This is a genomic window from Acinetobacter sp. Lyrl_1 (assembly GCF_051948795.1).
In the GTDB taxonomy this organism is placed as follows: Bacteria; Pseudomonadota; Gammaproteobacteria; order Pseudomonadales; family Moraxellaceae; genus Acinetobacter; species Acinetobacter towneri.
Genome location: NZ_JAYJLK010000023.1, coordinates 21,982 through 41,835, shown reverse-complemented (window position 1 = coordinate 41,835; position 19,854 = coordinate 21,982). Strand labels below are relative to the sequence as shown.

15 protein-coding genes and 2 tRNA genes are annotated in these 19,854 nt (G+C 43.6%); 9 read left to right on the top strand and 8 right to left on the bottom strand.

Annotated elements, in window-relative coordinates; translation table 11 throughout:
• Window positions 1–197: 197 nt before the first annotated feature.
• Window positions 198–1,085, bottom strand: a complete 888-nt coding sequence (locus tag VF675_RS08720; RefSeq protein ID WP_004974423.1) for an SDR family NAD(P)-dependent oxidoreductase — start codon at window positions 1,083–1,085, stop codon at window positions 198–200.
• A gap of 307 nt (window positions 1,086–1,392) precedes the next feature.
• Entirely contained in the window at window positions 1,393–2,670 is a 1,278-nt protein-coding gene (locus VF675_RS08715) for an O-acetylhomoserine aminocarboxypropyltransferase/cysteine synthase family protein (RefSeq protein ID WP_004974425.1), read from the bottom strand.
• Window positions 2,671–2,951: 281 nt separating this feature from the next.
• On the opposite strand from VF675_RS08715, the gene ettA reads away from it, so the two are divergent.
• Window positions 2,952–4,613, top strand: a complete 1,662-nt coding sequence (ettA, locus tag VF675_RS08710; RefSeq protein WP_004974427.1) for an energy-dependent translational throttle protein EttA — start codon at window positions 2,952–2,954, stop codon at window positions 4,611–4,613.
• Between the two features lie 128 nt (window positions 4,614–4,741).
• Here ettA and VF675_RS08705 read toward each other — a convergent pair whose 3' ends face one another.
• The 5 genes from VF675_RS08705 to VF675_RS08685 all read right to left on the bottom strand — a co-directional run bounded on the left by VF675_RS08705 (window position 4,742) and on the right by VF675_RS08685 (window position 7,420).
• Window positions 4,742–5,083, bottom strand: a complete 342-nt coding sequence (locus tag VF675_RS08705) for a hypothetical protein (RefSeq protein ID WP_004974430.1) — start codon at window positions 5,081–5,083, stop codon at window positions 4,742–4,744.
• 154 nt (window positions 5,084–5,237) lie between these two features.
• Window positions 5,238–5,313 (bottom strand) — tRNA-Glu (locus tag VF675_RS08700).
• Window positions 5,314–5,349: 36 nt separating this feature from the next.
• A tRNA-Ala gene (locus VF675_RS08695) sits at window positions 5,350–5,425 on the bottom strand.
• Between the two features lie 57 nt (window positions 5,426–5,482).
• On the bottom strand, window positions 5,483–6,991 hold the full coding sequence (gltX, locus tag VF675_RS08690; RefSeq protein ID WP_440205100.1) for a glutamate--tRNA ligase: 1,509 nt from the start codon (window positions 6,989–6,991) through the stop codon (window positions 5,483–5,485).
• 141 nt (window positions 6,992–7,132) lie between these two features.
• Window positions 7,133–7,420, bottom strand: a complete 288-nt coding sequence (locus VF675_RS08685; RefSeq protein WP_178319356.1) for a hypothetical protein — start codon at window positions 7,418–7,420, stop codon at window positions 7,133–7,135.
• A 504-nt stretch (window positions 7,421–7,924) separates the two neighbouring features.
• Between VF675_RS08685 and VF675_RS08680 the strand changes: the two genes are divergently transcribed.
• From VF675_RS08680 to VF675_RS08645, 8 genes are all read left to right on the top strand, one after another.
• A complete protein-coding gene (locus VF675_RS08680) occupies window positions 7,925–8,938 on the top strand; it encodes a sulfate ABC transporter substrate-binding protein (RefSeq protein WP_440205099.1) in 1,014 nt (337 codons plus the stop codon).
• A 197-nt stretch (window positions 8,939–9,135) separates the two neighbouring features.
• Entirely contained in the window at window positions 9,136–10,047 is a 912-nt protein-coding gene (gene rsmH, locus VF675_RS08675; RefSeq protein WP_004974437.1) for a 16S rRNA (cytosine(1402)-N(4))-methyltransferase RsmH, read from the top strand.
• Window positions 10,048–10,058: 11 nt separating this feature from the next.
• Window positions 10,059–10,388 carry a cell division protein FtsL gene (gene ftsL, locus VF675_RS08670; protein WP_104852659.1) on the top strand — a complete coding sequence of 110 codons (330 nt, stop codon included), beginning with the start codon at window positions 10,059–10,061 and terminating at the stop codon, window positions 10,386–10,388.
• Window positions 10,389–10,400: 12 nt separating this feature from the next.
• Window positions 10,401–12,224, top strand: coding sequence for a penicillin-binding protein PBP3 (ftsI, locus tag VF675_RS08665; RefSeq protein WP_131260649.1), 1,824 nt, complete (start codon window positions 10,401–10,403; stop codon window positions 12,222–12,224).
• 10 nt (window positions 12,225–12,234) lie between these two features.
• Window positions 12,235–13,728, top strand: coding sequence for a UDP-N-acetylmuramoyl-L-alanyl-D-glutamate--2,6-diaminopimelate ligase (locus tag VF675_RS08660; RefSeq protein ID WP_440205098.1), 1,494 nt, complete (start codon window positions 12,235–12,237; stop codon window positions 13,726–13,728).
• 9 nt (window positions 13,729–13,737) lie between these two features.
• The gene (locus tag VF675_RS08655) at window positions 13,738–15,147 is read left to right on the top strand and encodes a UDP-N-acetylmuramoyl-tripeptide--D-alanyl-D-alanine ligase (protein WP_440205097.1); all 1,410 of its coding nucleotides are present in this window, start codon (window positions 13,738–13,740) and stop codon (window positions 15,145–15,147) included.
• Window positions 15,148–16,266 (top strand): phospho-N-acetylmuramoyl-pentapeptide-transferase, encoded by a 1,119-nt coding sequence (gene mraY / locus VF675_RS08650; protein WP_440205096.1) that lies wholly within the window; start codon window positions 15,148–15,150, stop codon window positions 16,264–16,266. It abuts the gene before it with no gap.
• 71 nt (window positions 16,267–16,337) lie between these two features.
• Window positions 16,338–17,141 carry a putative RNA methyltransferase gene (locus VF675_RS08645; RefSeq protein ID WP_371970927.1) on the top strand — a complete coding sequence of 268 codons (804 nt, stop codon included), beginning with the start codon at window positions 16,338–16,340 and terminating at the stop codon, window positions 17,139–17,141.
• 70 nt (window positions 17,142–17,211) lie between these two features.
• Here the strand turns inward: VF675_RS08645 and ponA are convergent, their stop codons facing one another.
• A complete protein-coding gene (gene ponA / locus VF675_RS08640) occupies window positions 17,212–19,764 on the bottom strand; it encodes a penicillin-binding protein PBP1a (protein WP_440205095.1) in 2,553 nt (850 codons plus the stop codon).
• Window positions 19,765–19,854 lie beyond the last annotated feature (90 nt).

The following is a 19,854-nucleotide window of genomic DNA, read 5'->3' as shown; positions in this document are numbered from 1 at the left end:
CCCCACTTGAGTGAAAACGAAAGTGGTGGGAGTATGTCAATTCTTAAACCAATATTAAAATCACATGAAAAGTTGCGGCTGCACAATTTAAAAATTGTTGAAGTGATGTTGTATTGTTGTGCGCTGTTCAACCTAAGCTGTAAAAACAAATAGGCGACCCGTAGGTCGCCTAAAGCAAAACTTGAATTGTGTATAAATTACCAGTGTTCACCTGGGAACAAGCGCGCATACGCTTTTTGTACCCAGTTCAGTTTTTGCTGCTCGCCCACAGACGCGGTAGAGCTTGGGAATAAGTTATAACCAATCGACATGAGTTTGTTGTTAATGTCTGGTGCAATCGCATAAGTGATTGAAGCCAAACGACCCAAATGTGTCGCAATTTTCTTCGGACGTTTCACAATCGCATAAGCAATTAAATCTGCCGCTTGCTCAGGTGAAAGGGTGGGCACGTACTTATAAATTTTGGTTGGTGCGATCATTGGGGTACGGACCAATGGCATATACACCGAAGTAATCGCAATTTTGTGTGTATGCGCTTCTGCAGATAGACAGCGACTAAACGCATCCAATGCGGCTTTAGATGCCACATAAGCCGAGAAACGCGTTGCGTTGGCTAATACACCAATCGAGCTGATGTTGATGATGTGACCATCTTTACGGTGCATCATCTGCGGCAAAATATTGAGTACCAAACGCACAGCACCAAAATAGTTGAGCTGCATGGTACGTTCAAAGTCGTGGAAACGATCAACCGACTCATGTACTGCACGACGGATTGAGCGGCCTGCGTTGTTAATTAAAATATCAATATGATCGACAGAGGCAAGAATTTGTTGCGATACAGCATCAATAGAGTCCATATCGTTTAGATCACAAGGGAAAACTGAAGCCTTGCCACCACGTGCTTCAATTTCAGCTTTGACTTGTTCGAGCGTTTCCTGAGTACGTGCCACCAAAAGCACATGCGCACCTGCATCGGCTAGCTTATGTGCCACGGTTAAACCAATACCACTCGATGCACCTGTAATAAGGGCAACTTTACCATTTACACGCTGTTGAAAAAGTTTCTCTAATTTTGGCTTCACGCTAATATTCCTGATTTAGATTCCTGAGTTGTCATTTTTATTGAGATTGACGATTCAAATTTCAGACTGAATTTGAACTGTTTTACTTGGCTTTATGATAGCCGATTGCACAAAAAAAGCTATGGAATAAGTGGTTGAATTTAAAAATGAATTTAGAGTAATTGCTCTATTTTTGTGAGCTGTATATCTTTATTTTTACCATGAAATAAAGCTAATGCAAAGACATACAAAGAAAAATTAAAATAAAAAAGCATCCTGTTGAAATTAATCAGCAGGATGCCAGTACAAAGTTTGAACTGATGAGTTTTTATACGGCTGCTAAAGCTTGCTCTAAATCGGCAATTAAGTCATCGGCATGTTCAATCCCGATGGATAAACGCACCATATCTTCACTCACACCAGCCGCTTTGAGTTCATCTGCACTCAACTGACGGTGAGTGGTGGTTGCAGGGTGGCAAGCCAGACTCTTGGCATCGCCAATATTGACCAAGCGTGTGAATAATTGCAGTGCATCAATAAAGCGGGTTCCGCCTTCACGGCCATCTTGCACACCAAAAGACAGAATTGCAGAAGGTTTGCCTTTCACATATTTTTGTGCCAACGCATGTTGCGGGTGATCTTTCAAACCTGCGTAATTGACCCATTTCACTTTTGGATGTGCCTGTAAATATTCCGCTACTTTTTGCGCGTTTTCAGTATGGCGTTCCATACGCAGGCTTAAGGTTTCTAAACCTTGTAAAATTAGGAATACGTTATGCGGGCTAATCGCTGCACCTGTATTGCGTAGTGGTACTACACGTGCACGTGCAATAAATGCTGCAGCGCCTAAGGCTTCTACATAGTTCACACCATGGTAACTTGGGTCAGGTGTATTTAAGGCTTTAAAACGCTCAGGATATTTGCCCCAAGGGAATTTACCGCTATCGACAATAATGCCGCCAATAGACGTACCGTGACCACCAATATATTTGGTCAGTGAGTGAATGATGATGTCTGCGCCAAAATCAAATGATTTTTGCAAGACAGGCGTGGCTACAGTGTTATCCACCACCACTGGAATGCCGTATTCGTGCGCAATTTTCGCAATCGCTTCAAGGTCAATAATATTGCCCAATGGGTTACCAATGGATTCTACAAAGACCAGTTTGGTTTTGTCATCAATCAGGTCGCGTAAGCTTTCAGGCTGTTGATAATCGAAGAAACGTACTTCAATGCCTTGTTTAGGCAAGGTGTGGGCAAATAAGTTGTAAGTACCGCCGTATAAAGTTGATACTGAAGCAATGTTATCGCCTGCTTCGGTAATGGTCTGAATTGCGTAGGTAATTGCAGCCATACCCGATGCTAAAGCCAATGCGCCAATCCCGCCTTCAAGTGCTGCAACACGTTGCTCCAATACTGCAGTGGTTGGGTTCATAATACGGGTGTAAATATTGCCTTGTACTTTTAAATCAAATAAATCGGCACCATGTTGCGTATTATCAAAGGCATAAGAAGTGGTTTGGTAAATAGGCACAGCCACGGCTTTGGTGGTTGGTTCTGGGCTATAGCCTGCATGAATGGCCAAAGTTTCGTCTTTATAGGTCATGTTTACTTCATCTTCGTGAGTTAAATTGGTTTGAGTCTAGCACTTTTAAATATGAAAGAAAGTGTAAAAATGCTGCAATATTTAGCTGTAAATTTGATATAGCAGGCAAAAAGTCCTGTGCTTATCCGCTGATCGCTAGAGTTGTAACAAAGCATGCAAGATGTTTGTGGTGTCTTATTTTTTCTCCGTATTCAGGTATAATACCCGATTATTTTTTCGCTCATTAGAGCAGGGGCTGCTCATCTGAGCCCCAGATTTGGTTTTCTATTGAGGAGTCCTACGTGGCCCAATATATTTATACGATGAACCGAGTGTCGAAAATGGTTCCGCCTAAGCGCGAAATCTTGAAAGACATCTCCTTATCATTTTTCCCAGGTGCGAAAATTGGTGTGCTTGGTTTAAACGGTGCAGGTAAATCGACTTTGCTCCGTATTATGGCGGGCGTAGATAAAGATTTCTCTGGTGAAGCTCGTGCACAGCCAGGCATCAAAATTGGTTATCTTGAGCAAGAACCACCACTAGACCCGAGCAAAGATGTACGCGGCAACGTGGAAGATGGTGTGCGTGAAGCTTTAGATGCTTTAGAGCGTTTAGACCAAGTTTTTGCAGAATATGCAGATCCAGATGCAGATTTCGACAAACTTGCAAAAGAGCAAGAGAAGTTAGAAGCGATTATCCAAACTTGGGATGCACACAACCTGAACAATCAGCTTGAACAAGCAGCGGCAGCATTAAATTTGCCAGCTTGGGATGCTGATGTTAACAAATTATCGGGTGGTGAGCGTCGTCGTGTGGCTTTATGCCGTTTGTTATTGTCTAAACCAGACATGCTGCTTCTAGACGAGCCGACGAACCACTTGGATGCAGAATCTGTATCTTGGTTAGAGCGTTTCTTAAAAGACTTCCCGGGTACGATTGTGGCAATTACCCACGACCGTTACTTCTTGGATAACGTTGCAGAATGGATTTTAGAACTTGACCGTGGACATGGTATTCCATATCAAGGTAACTACTCTTCATGGTTAGAGCAGAAAAATAACCGTTTAGAGCAAGAACAGAAGCAAGAAGAATCTTTTGCTAAAGCCTTGAAAAAAGAATTGGAATGGGTACGTTCCAATGCGAAAGGCCAGCAAAAGAAAAACAAAGCGCGTATGGAGCGTTTTGAAGAGCTTAACTCGCGTGAATTCCAACAGCGTAACGAAACTTCTGAAATTTATATTCCACCTGGCCCACGTTTAGGGAACAAAGTGGTGGAAGTGGAAAACATCAGCAAGTCATTTGGTGATCGCTTACTTTACGAAAACCTTTCCTTTACTGTGCCGCCTGCAGCGATTGTGGGGATTGTCGGTCCAAACGGTGCGGGTAAAACGACTTTATTCCGTATGATGACTGGCGAGCAGCAACCTGATACGGGCAGCGTGACTTTAGGTGACTCGGTAAAAGTGGCTTATGTCGGTCAGATTCGTGACACTCTAGATGATGACAAAACTGTTTGGGAAGAAGTTTCTGGCGGTTTAGACATTTTGAAAGTGGGCGATTATGAAATTGCATCGCGTGCTTATATTGGTCGCTTTAACTTTAAAGGTCAGGATCAGCAAAAACGCGTTGGTGAATTGTCGGGTGGTGAGCGTAACCGTTTACAACTGGCAAAAATTCTACAGCAGGGCGCAAACGTGATCTTGCTGGATGAGCCATCAAACGACTTGGATATTGAAACTTTACGTGCACTGGAAGATGCAATTTTAGTCTTCCCAGGTACAGTGATGGTGGTATCGCACGACCGTTGGTTCCTAGACCGTATTGCAACGCACATCTTGTCATTCGAAGATGAGCAACCAGAATTCTTTACAGGTAACTATACTGAGTTTGAAGAATATCGCCGTAAGAAATATGGTGATGATCTGGCAACCAAACGTAGCAAATACCGTAAAATTGGCGCTTAAGTCTAAAAACTTGAGTTCTCATTAAAAAAACCAGCCGAGAAGGCTGGTTTTTTTATATTTGCTCGATGATGTGGTCTTGTGATCAACCTAGCAACATTTTTCTTAATCTAGATGTAGACCAGTGAGGTTTAAACTTCCCACTCATGTGCACATTCACGGCACTTCCATTTTTTTTGTGACTGCATAAAGGCTTGCATAGAAATTTTGAAATCAGGCAAATCACGATAAAACAAGAAACCTGCAATTACACACAGCACAAATACCGCCACAGTAATGCTTTGTAAGGTTGTGCCTGCACCATCACCAAAAATCCACATGGCGATACTGATCAAGACAAGAAGTAATAAGACAAATACCGCTGGAATAAGCATCACCAAGCTTTTTGGCACCACAGGACGCGGTGTTGTTTGACCTGCCTGCGCAACAGGCATGATTTTTGGGCTTTGACATTTAGGGCATCGGTATTGCATTACAACTCCAAAATTCTAATCTGATCGTTATTCTAACCAAATGTACGGCAAATCAAAAACAGTCTGTCAGAAAACAGGGCAATAAAAAAGCCCAAGTCATTGCTTGAGCTTTATTATAAGATGAAGATAAGTGAATTTATATTCATCTTGAATATGGCGTCCCTACGGGGATTCGAACCCCGGTTACCGCCGTGAAAGGGCGATGTCCTAGGCCTCTAGACGATAGGGACTTGATGAGGCAACACAGGTAAAGCCTTATTTAAACTTGGTGGAGTCAAGCGGGATCGAACCGCTGACCTCTACAATGCCATTGTAGCGCTCTACCAACTGAGCTATGACCCCAGTCTGTGTGAGCGCAATATTAGGGCTATTGCGCGCACACGTCAACAAAAAAATGAATTAAGCTAGATCAATTGCATCATTTTTCGGCAATTTGATGCTTTCATTCAGTTTTTCCCAGACTTTAACTTCTTTTTTGCTTGGTCCGCCAACCACTTCTAAGGCATGACGCAAACGCGCAAAGGTCAGGTCAGGACCAATGGTGACCATGGTTTGCATCACAGGTGTAGATGCGGTTGAACCTGCAATTGCAATAAAGAACGCAGGCATGAAATCACGCAATTTGATTTCCATTTGGTTGGCTAAATCCATTAGGGTTTGGCTCACCGTGTCGTTGTTCCAAGTAAATAGACTTTCTAAACGCCAAATTGCAAATTGTAGGCTTTGACGCACTTGTTCTTCAGACAGTTTTTTACTTTCAAACTGTTCCTTGCTCAAGCTTGGGAAATGGTTGAAGTAATGTGCAGACCAATTGACCGCTTCTGAGAGTAAATTAATACGCGGTTGAATCGCGGCAGCAATCTCTTCCAATTTGGCACGATCTGCTTTCCAAGCCAATAAGGTATCTAACAGCTCAGCAGGTGAAAGCGCTTTAATCCATTGACCATTCAGCCAATTGAGTTTTTCCACATCAAAGATAGGGCCGCCTAGTGAAACACGTTGAATATCAAAGTGTTCAATCATTTCGGCTAAGGTGAATTTTTCACTTTCATCTGGCATTGACCAACCCATGCGACCTAAATAGTTCAGCAAAGCTTCAGGTAATACGCCAATGTCTTTGTAGTAGTTGATTGAAGTTGGGTTTTTACGTTTAGATAATTTTGATTTGTCTGGGTTACGCAACAATGGCATGTGGCATAACACAGGCATATCCCAACCAAAATATTGATAAAGCAATTGGTGTTTCGGTGCCGATGGAATCCATTCTTCACCACGAATCACGTGAGTGATTTGCATCAAATGGTCATCGACCACGTTGGCCAAATGGTAAGTTGGCAAGCCATCTGTTTTCAGCAAAATTTGCATATCGACTTGCGCCCATGGAATTTCCACTTCACCGCGCAGCATGTCATTAAATTTACATACGCCTTCGGTTGGCACTTTCATACGAATAACATGCGCTTCGCCTGCCGCTAAACGACGCTGCACTTCATCTGCAGACAAGTTTAAACCACGACCATCGTAGCGCGGGCTTTCACCACGTGCTTGTTGTTCTGCACGCATTTGATCGAGTTCTTCGCTAGTAGCGAAGCAATAGAAAGCATGTCCTTGTTCAACCAATTGCAAGGCGTATTGCTTATAAATATCCATACGTTCAGACTGACGATACGGTGCATGCGGGCCGCCGACATCTGGACCTTCTGCCCAATTTAAGCCTAACCAACGCAATGAATCCAAAATCATTTTTTCAGATTCAGGGGTTGAACGCAGTTGGTCAGTATCTTCAATACGAAGAATAAACTCACCACCGTGTTGTTTGGCAAAACATAAGTTAAACAAGGCGATATACGCTGTTCCCACGTGCGGGAAACCAGTAGGAGAAGGCGCGATACGAGTACGAACAGTCATAAGCAAAAATTAATTCAAAATGTAAATTGCAACCATTATAACGAAAAAGCCCAAGTACTTAATGTTAAATTCAACATTCTGTACTTGGGCGTTTCAACTGCATTTGAAAAGGGGATCAAAGGCAGTGAATTTAATGCGGAGTTATGAGTTATCTTGCGGGAATAAGGCTTGTACAAAACGGCTAAAACGCTGATTTTGCAAGGCAAAGAAATTTTGAGTTGGGGCAAGATTAATTGAAGTCAGCACTTTTAAATCATTATTCGATTCAAACTTTTGCTTGTCTGCCTGTTTTTGCTGGGTAATGGCTTTTTCAATTAAAGAGCCTTTTGCCTCAGTTAAATTGGTTTTGCTTTCAGCAGATTTGATCACTGCACTGTGACCGACTGTACTTAAGCTGAGTAATACTGCGAACATGAGTTTAGATTTCATTTTGATTCCCCCTTTCCTTTATGAGTGAACTCACAATTTATAAATTGTTTTAATCACTTTAATATTTAATCACAAAAATCATAACAAAAGTAGATTTGCGTCACACTCTTAATAAGATCTTTATCATCATTTACTCACTATATACCGATTTTTCAGATGATCTTTGATTTAGAACATGTTGTAACAAACAACTGTGGAGATATCGTGAAGATTGTTACAAAAGTCACAATAAAATAGTTTTGAAGCGGGTTTGATTGCTGTGATGTCGCTTATTTTACCGTTGAGTCTAAAAACGGATCAAAGTTTTATTCACTTTTTATATATCTAATCCATAAAAAGGTATAAATTTGGAATAAACGCCGCATCTTGAATTAAATTGATTAAAAACAATTAATTAAAGCTAAATTATTTGAATTTAATCATTTTTTGCATGTTTTTTACAAATTGCGCAGCGCCTGAGCATTGCATATATTGAGCGACAGATTAAAGGTGATGTGTGCTGTAATGAAAACTCAATTGAAAGCTTTATTGGCTGCTGCGCTATTGGCAACAGGTTTTGCTGCAACGACTGCTCAGGCTGCAGATCGTCAGTTTTTAAATGTATCGTATGATGCGACCCGCGAATTTTATGATGAATTTAACAAGTCGTTTGGTCAGTACTGGAAAAAACGTACAGGTTTAGACGTCAACTTTAAACAATCACATGGTGGTTCAGGCAAGCAAGCGCGTTCTGTGGTCGATGGTTTAAAGGGCGATGTCGTAACTTTGGCATTGGCGAATGACATTGAAGAAATTGTAAAGTCAGGTCAAATCCAAGCAGGTTGGCAAAAAGAATTTCCTCATAACTCTGCGCCTTATACCTCGACCATCGTCTTTATGGTGCGTAAAGGCAATCCGAAAAACATTAAAGACTGGAATGACTTAACCAAACCAGGCGTACAAATTATTACCCCTAACCCGAAAACAGGTGGTTTGCCACGTTGGGTGTATTTATCGGCTTGGGGTTATGCAGAAAAGCAGCCGGGCGGCTCTAAGGCCAAAGCGCAAGAATTTGTGGGCAAGATGTACCACAATGTAAAAGTGATGGATTCGGCAGCACGAGCGTCGATGACTACATTTGCTGAACGTGGCATTGGTGATGTGTTGTTGACTTGGGAAAATGAAGCCCTTGTAACTTTAAAAACCTTAGGCAAAGACAAGTTTGATATTGTTTATCCATCTATTTCTATTTTGACTGAACCTTCGGTGGCAATCGTAGACCGCACAGTAGAAAAAAATGGCAATAAATGGTTGGCGAAAGGTTATATCAACTATTTATATTCACCTTTAGGTCAGGAAATGGCGGCTAAGCATTTCTACCGTCCACGTAATGAAAAAGTCCTTGCAAAATATGCAGCACAATTCCCGAAATTAAAAACTTTCACGATTGATGAAGTGTTCGGTGGCTGGGAAAATGCACAAAAAACACATTTTGTGAATGGTGCGATTTTCGACCAAATTTATAATACTAAGCGTTAAACAGATATCCATTTTCGGCTAATCTTTTATTGGATTGGCACACAAAAAAATCTCTACGGAGATTTTTTTGTGCTTTAAAAAAGTCAAAAACGGTTTTCCCTATGGAAAGTAATATTTATCTACAAAAAGACGTTTGGAGCTTTGCCAAAACAAGGTAATAATGTGCAGTTACATTTTAGCTGTATTGATTGAACCTTATGTCGCATATTTCTGTATTACTTCATGAAACTGTTGATGCCGTGTTGGCAGATCGCAATACAGGAATTTATGTCGATGCTACCTTTGGACGAGGTGGACACACGCGTTTGTTGTTATCCAAATTGGATGCGCAGGCACGAGTCTATGCCTTTGATAAAGATCCACAAGCTTTGGCCGTGGCAGCAGAATTGGCGCAGCAAGATTCGCGCTTTCAGATTATTCATGCCAGTTTTGCCGATATGCAGCAAGCGTTGAATGATTTGGGCGTCACTCAGGTCGATGGTGTGATGGCCGATTTAGGCGTGTCGTCACCACAGCTAGATCAGGCAGAACGCGGTTTTAGCTTTATGAAAGATGGCCCGCTTGATATGCGTATGGACAACTCACAAGGCCCGACTGCGGCAGAATGGCTGGTGGATATTGAAGAAGAAGCCTTAGCCAATGTGATTTTTCAATATGGTGAAGAGCGTTATAGCCGCCGTATTGCCAAAGCCATTAAACAGGCGGGTTATATTGAAACTACCGCACAATTGGCTGAAATTGTAAAAGTTGCCCATCCGAAGTGGGAAAAAAACAAACACGCTGCAACACGTACTTTTCAGGCAATTCGTATTGCGATTAATAAAGAATTAGAAGATATTGAAAACTTCTTGCCGCAAGCCGTTGAGGTGTTAAAACCCGAAGGTCGTTTGGCGGTAATTAGCTTCCATTCTTTGGAAGATCGTTTAATTAAACAGTTTATTCAAAAAGAATCGAGCCTGCCTGAAGATTCGGGTTGGGGCTTGCCACAACAGCAACAAGATACACGTCGATTGAAAAAAATATCACGTGTGCGTGCCAGTGATGAAGAAGTCAAAGCCAATCCACGCTCACGCAGCGCATGGCTACGTGTTGCAGAACGATTAGCTTGAAAAGGCCAATAATGAAAACTGAAACCGTTGAAAAAAATCAATCTCAAGTGCGACTGAAAAAAATGGTCGCCTATTTTATTTTATTGGCGCTGGTATTTATCAGCGCGATTATGGTGGTGTTTCAAGTGTTTGAATATCGCCATGATTATCGTGAGCTGAGTTCTTATATGCGCGAGCGAGATGACTTAAATGCCGAATGGGGGCGTTTGTTAATTGAACAGCAGACCTTTGGTGCAACTGCACAAATTGGCACCCGTGCGGTGACGCAACTGCGTATGTATTCACCGCCCGCACCGCAAACTGTGGTGATTTCTTTGCCTACAACCTCAGAACAACAATAAGGCGAGTTGCACATGGTCGATACGCGTAAAAAGCAAACCCGAAAGAAACAGCAATCGGTAACTGGAAAAAATGCCATTCATGTAGAAATGTGGCGTTTTTACTTAATGTGGGCTGTGGTACTGCTGGTGTTCGTGGCACTGGTGGGACGTGCTTTTTATGTGCAAATTGTGAACCATGACTTTTTACAAAACAAAGCCAATGCCAATATTTTAAGAACAGAAAAGCTCAAAGCTATGCGCGGGGTGATTTATGATCGCCACGGTGTGCCTTTGGCAATTAGTACCCCTGTAATGAAAGTGGTGATTGATCCACGTGATTATTTTGACAATAAAAAACTGTTTGAAGAAATTACAGCCGAGTTGGAAAAAAATCCGACCAGTCGTAAATTGCAGCGTCAATTGCCAGATAAAAACTTGAATTTAGATGAACTTGCCGATGCAGTTGGGATGGATCGCCAAGAACTGAAAAATAAAATGAACGAGCGTCCGCGTTCACGTTATTTGGTTTTACAAAAAGAAGTGCCGCCGCAACAGGCAGAGCTGATTCTAAAACGTAATTTCCAAGGGGTATATACCGAGAAAAACTATAAGCGTTATTACCCGCAGCCACAGCCGAATGCACAAATTATTGGTTTGACCAATAGTGAAGGCACAGGCATTGAAGGCTTGGAAATGCAGCTAAATACCCGCTTGGCAGGCGTGGATGGCGAACAGCAAATCGTGCGCGATAAAAAGGGTAACCGTGTCAAAGACCCAGAAGTGGTGAGAGAGGTTGAACCGGGCGAAAATATTACCCTGAGTATCGACTCACGTTTGCAATACATTATGTATCGTGAATTGACTGCAGCAGGGGTGGCAAATAATGCCCGTTCAGCCACAGCAATTGCGGTAGATGTGAAAACGGGTGAAATTTTGGCGATGACCAGTTGGCCGTCGTATAACCCGAATGACAAAAAAAGTTTGTCCAATAAAGATGCCATGCGTAACCGTGGTGCGGTGGATTCTTTTGAACCGGGTTCGACCATGAAGCCTATGACGGTGGCAATGGCACTGGAAAGTGGCAAATATTCACCGAATACCGTGGTCAATTTAAGTGGTGGTTCAATGCGGGTGGGTAATCACACCATTCGTGATACCCACAATTATGGCTCACTGACTTTGGCGGGAATTATCCAAAAATCGTCAAACGTGGGTGTGGCGAAAATTGCTTTATCTTTACCGTATGCAACCTTACCGACTTTTTATAAGCGTTTAGGGTTTGGTGCGCGTTCTGCAGTGAAATTTCCGGGTGAAAGTGCAGGTTTAATTTTGCCGCCAAGCAAGTGGAATGTGTCGGAAGTGGCGACCATGTCTTATGGTTATGGTTTGAACGCCACTGTGCTGCAATTGGCAGATGCCTATGCCATGCTTGCCAATAAAGGCGTAAAAATGCCGCTGAGTTTATACAAATTAGAAGAACAGCCTAAAGGCGAACAAATTGTTGATGCTAAAATTGCCGATCAAGTTCTACTGATGATGGAAGCCGTAACGTTACCCGGTGGTACGGCACGTCAAGCCAATATTCCAGGCTATCGGGTTGCAGGTAAAACGGGAACAGCGCATAAACTTCGCGCAGACCGCAAAGGCTATTCACAGACTGAATATCGTGCCTTGTTTGCTGGGGTTGCACCGGTCAGTGATCCGCGTTTAGCCATGGTGGTCGTGGTGGAAAATCCAACAGGACAGTATTATGGTGGTTTGGTGGCAGCGCCTGTATTTGCTCGTGTGATGCAAGAATCTTTACGTTTAATGAACGTACCTTTAGATAAACCTTTAGAAACTCCCAACATCCAATAACAGGTGACGCATGTCTATCAGCTTTCAACATATTTATCGCAGTTCTCGCGTTGCAGATTGGATGACACAAGACTTTCAGGGCTTTCAACTTGACAGCCGCCATGTGACAGCAGGGCAAATTTTTATTGCCCTGACCAGTTTATCGCAGCCTGAAAAAACCGCACAATTTGCACAAGCAGCTTTAGATCAAGGTGCTTTGGCGGTGATTTCGGAAACTGAACTGGCAGTTGCCAATAATTTGGTGGTGCCAGATGTGCGTCAGCGCATGGGACAGTGGCAAAAACAATATTTACAAGCACGACAGCCTGTACCTTTAGCGCGTATGCTTGCAGTCACGGGCACCAATGGTAAAACCACGATTTCCCGCTTAATTGCTGAGTTGTTAATGTTACAAGCCCAACGCTGTGCGGTAATGGGCACCACAGGCAACGGAATTTTGCCTAATTTGGAAGCTTCAACACATACCACTTTAGATGCCTTGCAACTGCAAAATGCTTTATACAGCTATGCACAACAGGGGGCAAAATTTGCCGCAATTGAAGCCAGTTCACATGGTTTGGAGCAAGGGCGCTTAAATGGCTGCGATATTGAAATTGCGGTATATAGCAACCTGAGCCGTGATCATTTGGATTATCACGGTACTTTAGAGGCGTATGCTGCAGCCAAAGCCATGCTGTTTCAGTTTGCCAGTTTAAAAGTTGCAATTGTCAATTTAGATGATGAATATGCTGGGATCATGTTGCAAGCGGCGCAACAGAACCCTGCGCAACCGAAAATTTTGACTTATTCCACGCAGCAAGCGGCAGACTATCAAGTACAGCAGATTGAATACAGTCTGAATGGTGTACGTTTCCATCTACAAACTGCTACGGCAGAATATGTGGTGCAAAGTCCGTTGCTCGGACATTTTAATGTTGAAAACTTGGTCGCGGGTTTAATCGCAGCAGAGCAAGCAGGTTTTGCATTACAGGATTTAATACACACGACTGCACAACTTAAAGGCGCACCGGGGCGTATGCAAGTGTTGCGTGATGCAGAGCGTTTATTTGTGGTGGATTATGCACACACGCCAGATGCCCTAATTCAAGTGTTGCAAACCTTAAAACGCCATGTTAGCGCACAGCTTTGGGCGGTGTTTGGCTGCGGTGGAGATCGGGATCGTGGTAAACGCCCACTGATGACCCAAGCGGCATTGGACTATGCCAATGTTGTGCTTTTGACTTCTGATAACCCGCGTACAGAAGATCCTTTGCAAATTTTTGCCGATATGCAGACAGGTGTCGATTTGTCGGTGGCACAGAGCCATGAAATTCATGATCGTCGTGAAGCGATTAAATATGCAGTCAAACATGCACAGTCAGGCGATATTGTCTTGATTGCAGGCAAAGGTCATGAAAACTATCAAGAAATAGATGGGGTAAGACACTGGTTTGACGATGTGGTTGAAGTGCAATCTGCGATAGATGCACAGCATTGTTCACCTTCTGCTTATCCTGCCCAATAAGGAATTTGTATGCACACTTCCACCACCAGTACCGCAATTTTAGAACCTTGGACTGCCGAACAACTCAAACAGGCAACACAGGGTTATTGGTTCAATGGGCAAGCACCGCAAGGCGAGATTAAACGTATTTTAACCGATTCACGTCATGCCGAAGCAGGCGATGCCTTTTTGGCTTTAAAAGGTGAGCGTTTTGATGCGCATGATTTTGTGGCACAAGTAGCGACTCAGGGCTGTTCTATGGCAATTGTCAGCCAGCCTGTAGACGCAGATATTTGCCAATTGGTCGTGCCTGATACCCGTTTAGCTTTAGGGCATTTGGGCGCATTTCGTCGTCAGCAACATCCTCAGTTAAAAGTGATTGCGTTAACAGGCAGTAGCGGTAAAACCACCACTAAAGAAATGCTCGGTAGTATTTTGTCACGTTTGGCACCGACTTTAATTACCCGTGGCAACCTGAATAATGACTTGGGTGTGCCGATGATGTTGTTGGAGTTGAATGCAAGCCATCAATATGCAGTGATGGAATTAGGCGCCAGTCATCAAGGTGAAATCGATTACACCTCAAACTTGGTGCAGCCGCGGGTGGCAGGCATTATCAATATTGGTACTGCGCATTTGGGTGAGTTTGGTGGACGTGAGGGCATTTGTCGGGCTAAGTCTGAAATTTATGCACATATTGCCCCACAAGGCACGGCCATTGTCCCTGCTGCCGATGATTTTGCCGAACAGATTCAGCAAGCGGTTCAGTCAGAACAGCGTCTAAGTTTTGGTGCAGGCGGTGATGTGTTTGCGACAGACATTCAGTTGCAGCCACAATCGGCAAGTTTTTGTTTAAATACTGCCCAATGTGTGCGTCAGATTCACTTGCCATTCGCGGGTGAACACAATGTTCAGAATGCTACGGCTGCTGCCGCTTTTGCACTGGCAATTGGCGTAAGTTTAGATGATATTGTCGCAGGCTTAGAACAGGCGCAGGGGGCAAAAGGTCGTTTGAACTTTATTCAGCAAGGCACCCATTTATTCATTGATGACACCTATAATGCCAATCCAACCTCTATGCGTGCTGCAGGCGAAGTTCTTGCGCAGCAAACAGGCGTGCGAGTTATGGTAATTGGTGATATTGGTGAACTGGGCAACAGTGCAGCACAACAGCACTATATGTTGGGGCGTGACTTGGTGTCTATTCGTGGCATCAACTTTGTGGTGGCGGTCGGTGAATTTGCACCTGCGACCCAAGAAGGTGCGCGTAGTACCCAATATGGAAAAAAATTACAGGCTTTTGTCACTCAAGAACAAGCCTTGCCGTTTTTAATTGATCTGGTAAAAACACATCAACCTCAGTCCATGAGTTTCCTATTTAAAGGTTCTCGTTATACCCATATGGAAACGTTGATGGCTGCATTGATGGAGAAAATTTAAATGCTGTTATGGTTATTTGAACAGCTGGCGGGCTATCACAGTTCGTTTCAAGTGGTTCGTTATTTAACATTACGTTCATTACTGAGTGTATTGACTGCGCTTGGCATCGGTTTGGTGCTAGGCCCTGTGATGATTCGTAAACTGCAAGCATTAAAATACGGTCAGGCAGTCAGCTCTTATGCACCTGAAGGGCATGCCAAAAAAATGGGTACGCCAACCATGGGCGGGGTATTAATCCTGCTTTCCATTGGTATTTCGACCCTATTATGGGCAGATTTATCTAACCCTTACGTCTGGATTGTACTGGCGGTCATGGTCATTTTTGGCGCTGTAGGCTGGGCAGATGACTGGATTAAAATTCGCTACAAAGACAATGCGGGTTTGCCTGCGCGTAAAAAATTCTTCTGGACTTCGGTAGCATCATTGGGTGCGGGTATTGCGTTGTATGTGATTGCAACCCAACAGCCAAATCCTGCACAAACCGCAGATATGCTGGATGTGTTGATTCCATTTTTTAAAGATTTCAGCATTCCATTGTCGTCGATTCCACTCGGTATTGGCTTCATTATCTTTACCTATTTGGTAATTAACGGTGCCTCAAATGCGGTGAACCTGACTGATGGTTTAGATGGTTTGGCAATTATGCCAATCGTGTTGGTTGCGGCAGGTTTGGGCGTCTTTGCCTACTTGGCGGGGGATGTTCGTTTTGCTGATTATTTGCATATCCCTTATGTGAAATATGCGTCTGAGTTGGTGGTAATCTGTGCCGCGATGATTGGAGCAGGCTTAGCCTTCCTGTGGTATAACGCGCATCCTGCACAAGTCTTTATGGGCGATGTCGGCGCATTGTCTTTGGGGGCAATGCTGGGTACGATTGCCGTGATGGTACGTCAGGAAATCGTGTTTGCGATTATGGGTGGGGTGTTTGTAGTTGAAGCAATTTCGGTATTTCTGCAAATTGGTTCACTACGTATGCGCAATAAACGGGTATTCTTAATGGCGCCGTTGCATCACCACTATGAAAAGAAAGGCTGGCGTGAAACTCAAGTGGTGATTCGTTTCTGGATTATCACAATTATGCTGGTGGTTTTAGGTTTAATGACTTTAAAATTACGTTAAGCCTATCCAACCGAAAATTTTAAAAGTCGGCACTCGCCGACTTTTTTATGTGGTTCACTCTGGAGAAAATGATGAATTTGCTGATGTGTCCTGTGTGTCGTCAGGTATTGCAACTGCATGATCGAACGTGGCGTTGTGCCAGCAATCACAGCTATGATGTTGCGAAACAAGGCTACGTCAATTTGCATGTGGTGCAGCATAAGCACAGTAAAAATCCGGGGGATACACCTGCTTCGGTGCAGGCACGTCGTGCATTTTTAAGTGCAGGGCATTATGCGCCCTTGCAACAGGCAGTGGTGCAAAAAATTCGCACCTTACGCATCGAAAATTTGTTGGATATTGGCTGTGGTGAAGGCTATTACACCGCTGCCATGCAAGGCGAAGTGTTGCAGTGTGTCGGGGTGGATATTGCCAAGAATGCCGTACAAGTGGCGGCGAAACTGAATCCCGCAGTGACTTGGGTGGTGGGGACAGGGGCAACTTTGCCTGTTTTAGAACATTGTATTGATTTATGTGCCAGCTTGTTTAGCCCAATTCCGCAACAGGAAATTTTGCGGGTTTTAAAACCACAAGGCTATTTGTTGGTAGTAACGCCTGCGCCTGAGCATTTATTGGCGATGCGTCAAGCTTTGTTTGAAGAAGTGAAGCCGCATGAACCTGAAAAATTTATCGCTCAATTGCAAGACGCCTTTGATTTGGTAGAGGCTAGCGTGGTGGAAACACCATTACAACTCAATCAAAATGATTTAAATCATTTAATTGCCATGACACCTTATGCCTACAAAGCCAAAGCAGAGCGTCGCCAGGCTTTGGAACAGCAAACCCAGTTTGACGTGACAGCACAGCATCAAATTTATCTGTTTCAGAAAAAGTAAGTTTGAATAGCCCATAAAAAAGCCCTCATCTTTGCGTAAGAGGGCTTTTTCTGACTGCTTGTCTGTGTAGTTATAAGACTTCGTCAATTAAGTTTTCTAATGCATCGGGAGCAGGTTTGGGGGCCGCATTAGGTTTGGCAGGGCTGTTGTTTGGCGCTTGCATGGCAGGCGGTGCAGCGTTTTCAGGAATTAACACTTCCTCGCCTGGTAAATCGTCAAAATCTCGCTCAGGCGCACGTGCTGGCGCAACAGGTGTAGGTCGATACAGTGGACGTGCCAATGGCGGTGAAGCACGATAATCCTGTTGCTGTTCTGCATTCATTTGATTGAGTTCACGTTGTGGCGCTTTGGCTTTGCTGTCTAAACTCACCCATGCTTCAGGTGTGCCTTTCAGTGCATTGCCCATAAAGTTTGTCCAAATTGGTAGCGCTGCGACACCCCCATATTCACGACGTCCTAAAGTGGTAGGTTGGTCAAAGCCCACCCAAGCCACAGTCACCAGTTTGCCGTTGAAACCTGCGAACCAAGCGTCTTTGGCATCGTTGGTGGTTCCCGTTTTGCCACCAATATCACCACGACCAATTCTAAGTGCAGCACGTCCAGTACCGTGTTGAATCACGTCACGTAAAATATTGGACATATCATACGCCGAGCTAGATTTTAAAATACGTTGTGCCTGTTTGTACTGACTACGCTCTGCCAATAAGTTCGAGTCTTGTTCAGCTTGTGCCAGTTTTTTATTGGTGACTTCAATCACTTCATCATCTGGCGTAGTGGCTTCGGCACTTTCCAACGTTTGTTCTTTGGCGTTAATACAAGCAATACACGCATATTCAGGATTAGCTTGATAAATCACCTTGCCATAAGCATCTTCAATACGGTTAATGAAGTGCGGTTGAATACGGTAACCCCCATTGGCAAAAGTGGCATAGCCCGTTGCCATTTGAATAGGCAGAACTTGTGGCGTGCCCAATGCAATGGTGTAGTTACGTGGAATCTGATCTTCCTGTAATCCAAAATCCATGAACAGTTGGCGGGTACGCTCAATTCCCACATTTTGCAATAAACGCACCGAAACCGTGTTACGAGATAAATATAGCGCACGACGCAATGGGATCATGCCTAAATGACGACCATCGGAGTTACGTGGTGACCATTTGCCAATGGTGATTGGACTGTCATTGACCATGGTGTGTGGCGTCATACCACGCTCTAAAGCCAGAGCATACACAAAAGGTTTGATGGTGGAACCTGGTTGACGCCAACCTTGTAAAGTACGGTTGAACTTAGATTGATAGAAGTTGTATCCACCGACCAACGCTTCAATGGCGCCATTATTCGGGTTAATTGCGACCAATTGACCTTGCACTTTCGGTACTTGTACCAATGACCAAGCGGTTTTATTTTCATTTGGACGTAAACGGACAATATCTTTGACTTTTACAATCTGTGCCGCACGACTTGGCGCATTGCCTACACTGTTGGCATTGCGATAGGGGCGCGCCCAAGACATACCTGACCATGGTACAGTAACTGTTGTGCCATCTTGCATTAACGCTTCAAAAGAATTATTCAGCACTTTGCTGACTTGCGCAGGGTAGGTGTTGGCATAAGCGCGAAACTCATGCAGAGGCTTGTCATGTGCCTCTGCACCACGCCATCCATGACGACGATCATAGGCTTCTAGACCTTCTTGCACCGCCTGTTCAGCATACATCTGACGTTTGCTATCTACAGTCGTGTAAACTTTATAGCCTGAATCAACCGCTTGTTCGCCAAATTTACTGACCAGTTCAGCACGTACCATTTCTCCAATATACGGATGTTTATTGCTGATGCTGCGGTCTGGCATATCTAAATTAATCGGTTCAGCAATGGCTTTTTGGTATTCATTTTGGTTGATATAGCCTAGTTGCAGCATACGTCCCAAAATCCAGTTGCGACGCTCCAAAGCACGCTCAGGATTCACCACTGGATTGTAGCGTGAAGGTGCTTTAGGTAAGCCTGCAATCATCGCCATTTGTGCAATTGTCAGCTCTTCTAAGCTTTTGTTGTAATAAATTTTGGCAGCTGCCGCGATGCCATAGGCATTTTTACCCAAAAAGATTTTATTGACGTATAAAGTCAAAATTTCTTCTTTGCTCAGGTTCTGTTCAATTTTACGCGCTAAAAAGATTTCGGTGAGTTTACGCTTTAAAGTACGATCAGGGCTGAGATAATAGTTTTTTGCCACTTGCATGGTAATGGTTGAGCCGCCAGTTTGCACATTGGAGCCTGTTACCGCCTCGCTCAACGCGCGCCCCAAGCCTTTGAAGCTAATCCCACTGTGTTCAAAAAAGGCAGAATCTTCGGCTGCTAAGAACGCAAAAATGAATTTTTCAGGAATATGTTCATAATCGACAGGCACAGAAAGCTTACCGCCATACTCAGCAATTAGCTCATTATCGGCACTATAAACCTGTAATGGTTTTAATAATGGCGCTTTTTTTAAGGTGGTCATTTCTGGCAAAGATGGGGCAATATAGAGATACATGCCATAGAAACCCATCGGTATTGCGACCAAAATTATAATTATGATCAAAAAAAATGGATGAACACGACCCGAACAAGATAGCTTTTTCATAACAAGTGCGTTTTAATAAGCGCTAATAGCAAACTAATTGCTGGTCAGTATAGCGAGTAGATTTACGGATTGTTAGATGAATTATTGTAT

Excerpts from the sequence above, each read along its gene's own strand:
- VF675_RS08715 (WP_004974425.1), bottom strand. The coding sequence starts at position 2,670 with ATGACCTATAAAGACGAAACTTTGGCCATTCATGCAGGCTATAGCCCA.
- VF675_RS08705 (WP_004974430.1), bottom strand. The coding sequence starts at position 5,083 with ATGCAATACCGATGCCCTAAATGTCAAAGCCCAAAAATCATGCCTGTT.
- gltX (WP_440205100.1), bottom strand. The coding sequence starts at position 6,991 with ATGACTGTTCGTACTCGTATCGCGCCTTCTCCTACTGGTTTCCCGCAC.
- VF675_RS08685 (WP_178319356.1), bottom strand. The coding sequence starts at position 7,420 with ATGAAATCTAAACTCATGTTCGCAGTATTACTCAGCTTAAGTACAGTC.
- VF675_RS08680 (WP_440205099.1), top strand. The coding sequence starts at position 7,925 with ATGAAAACTCAATTGAAAGCTTTATTGGCTGCTGCGCTATTGGCAACA.
- rsmH (WP_004974437.1), top strand. The coding sequence starts at position 9,136 with ATGTCGCATATTTCTGTATTACTTCATGAAACTGTTGATGCCGTGTTG.
- ftsL (WP_104852659.1), top strand. The coding sequence starts at position 10,059 with ATGAAAACTGAAACCGTTGAAAAAAATCAATCTCAAGTGCGACTGAAA.
- ftsI (WP_131260649.1), top strand. The coding sequence starts at position 10,401 with ATGGTCGATACGCGTAAAAAGCAAACCCGAAAGAAACAGCAATCGGTA.
- VF675_RS08660 (WP_440205098.1), top strand. The coding sequence starts at position 12,235 with ATGTCTATCAGCTTTCAACATATTTATCGCAGTTCTCGCGTTGCAGAT.
- VF675_RS08655 (WP_440205097.1), top strand. The coding sequence starts at position 13,738 with ATGCACACTTCCACCACCAGTACCGCAATTTTAGAACCTTGGACTGCC.
- mraY (WP_440205096.1), top strand. The coding sequence starts at position 15,148 with ATGCTGTTATGGTTATTTGAACAGCTGGCGGGCTATCACAGTTCGTTT.
- VF675_RS08645 (WP_371970927.1), top strand. The coding sequence starts at position 16,338 with ATGAATTTGCTGATGTGTCCTGTGTGTCGTCAGGTATTGCAACTGCAT.
- ponA (WP_440205095.1), bottom strand. The coding sequence starts at position 19,764 with ATGAAAAAGCTATCTTGTTCGGGTCGTGTTCATCCATTTTTTTTGATC.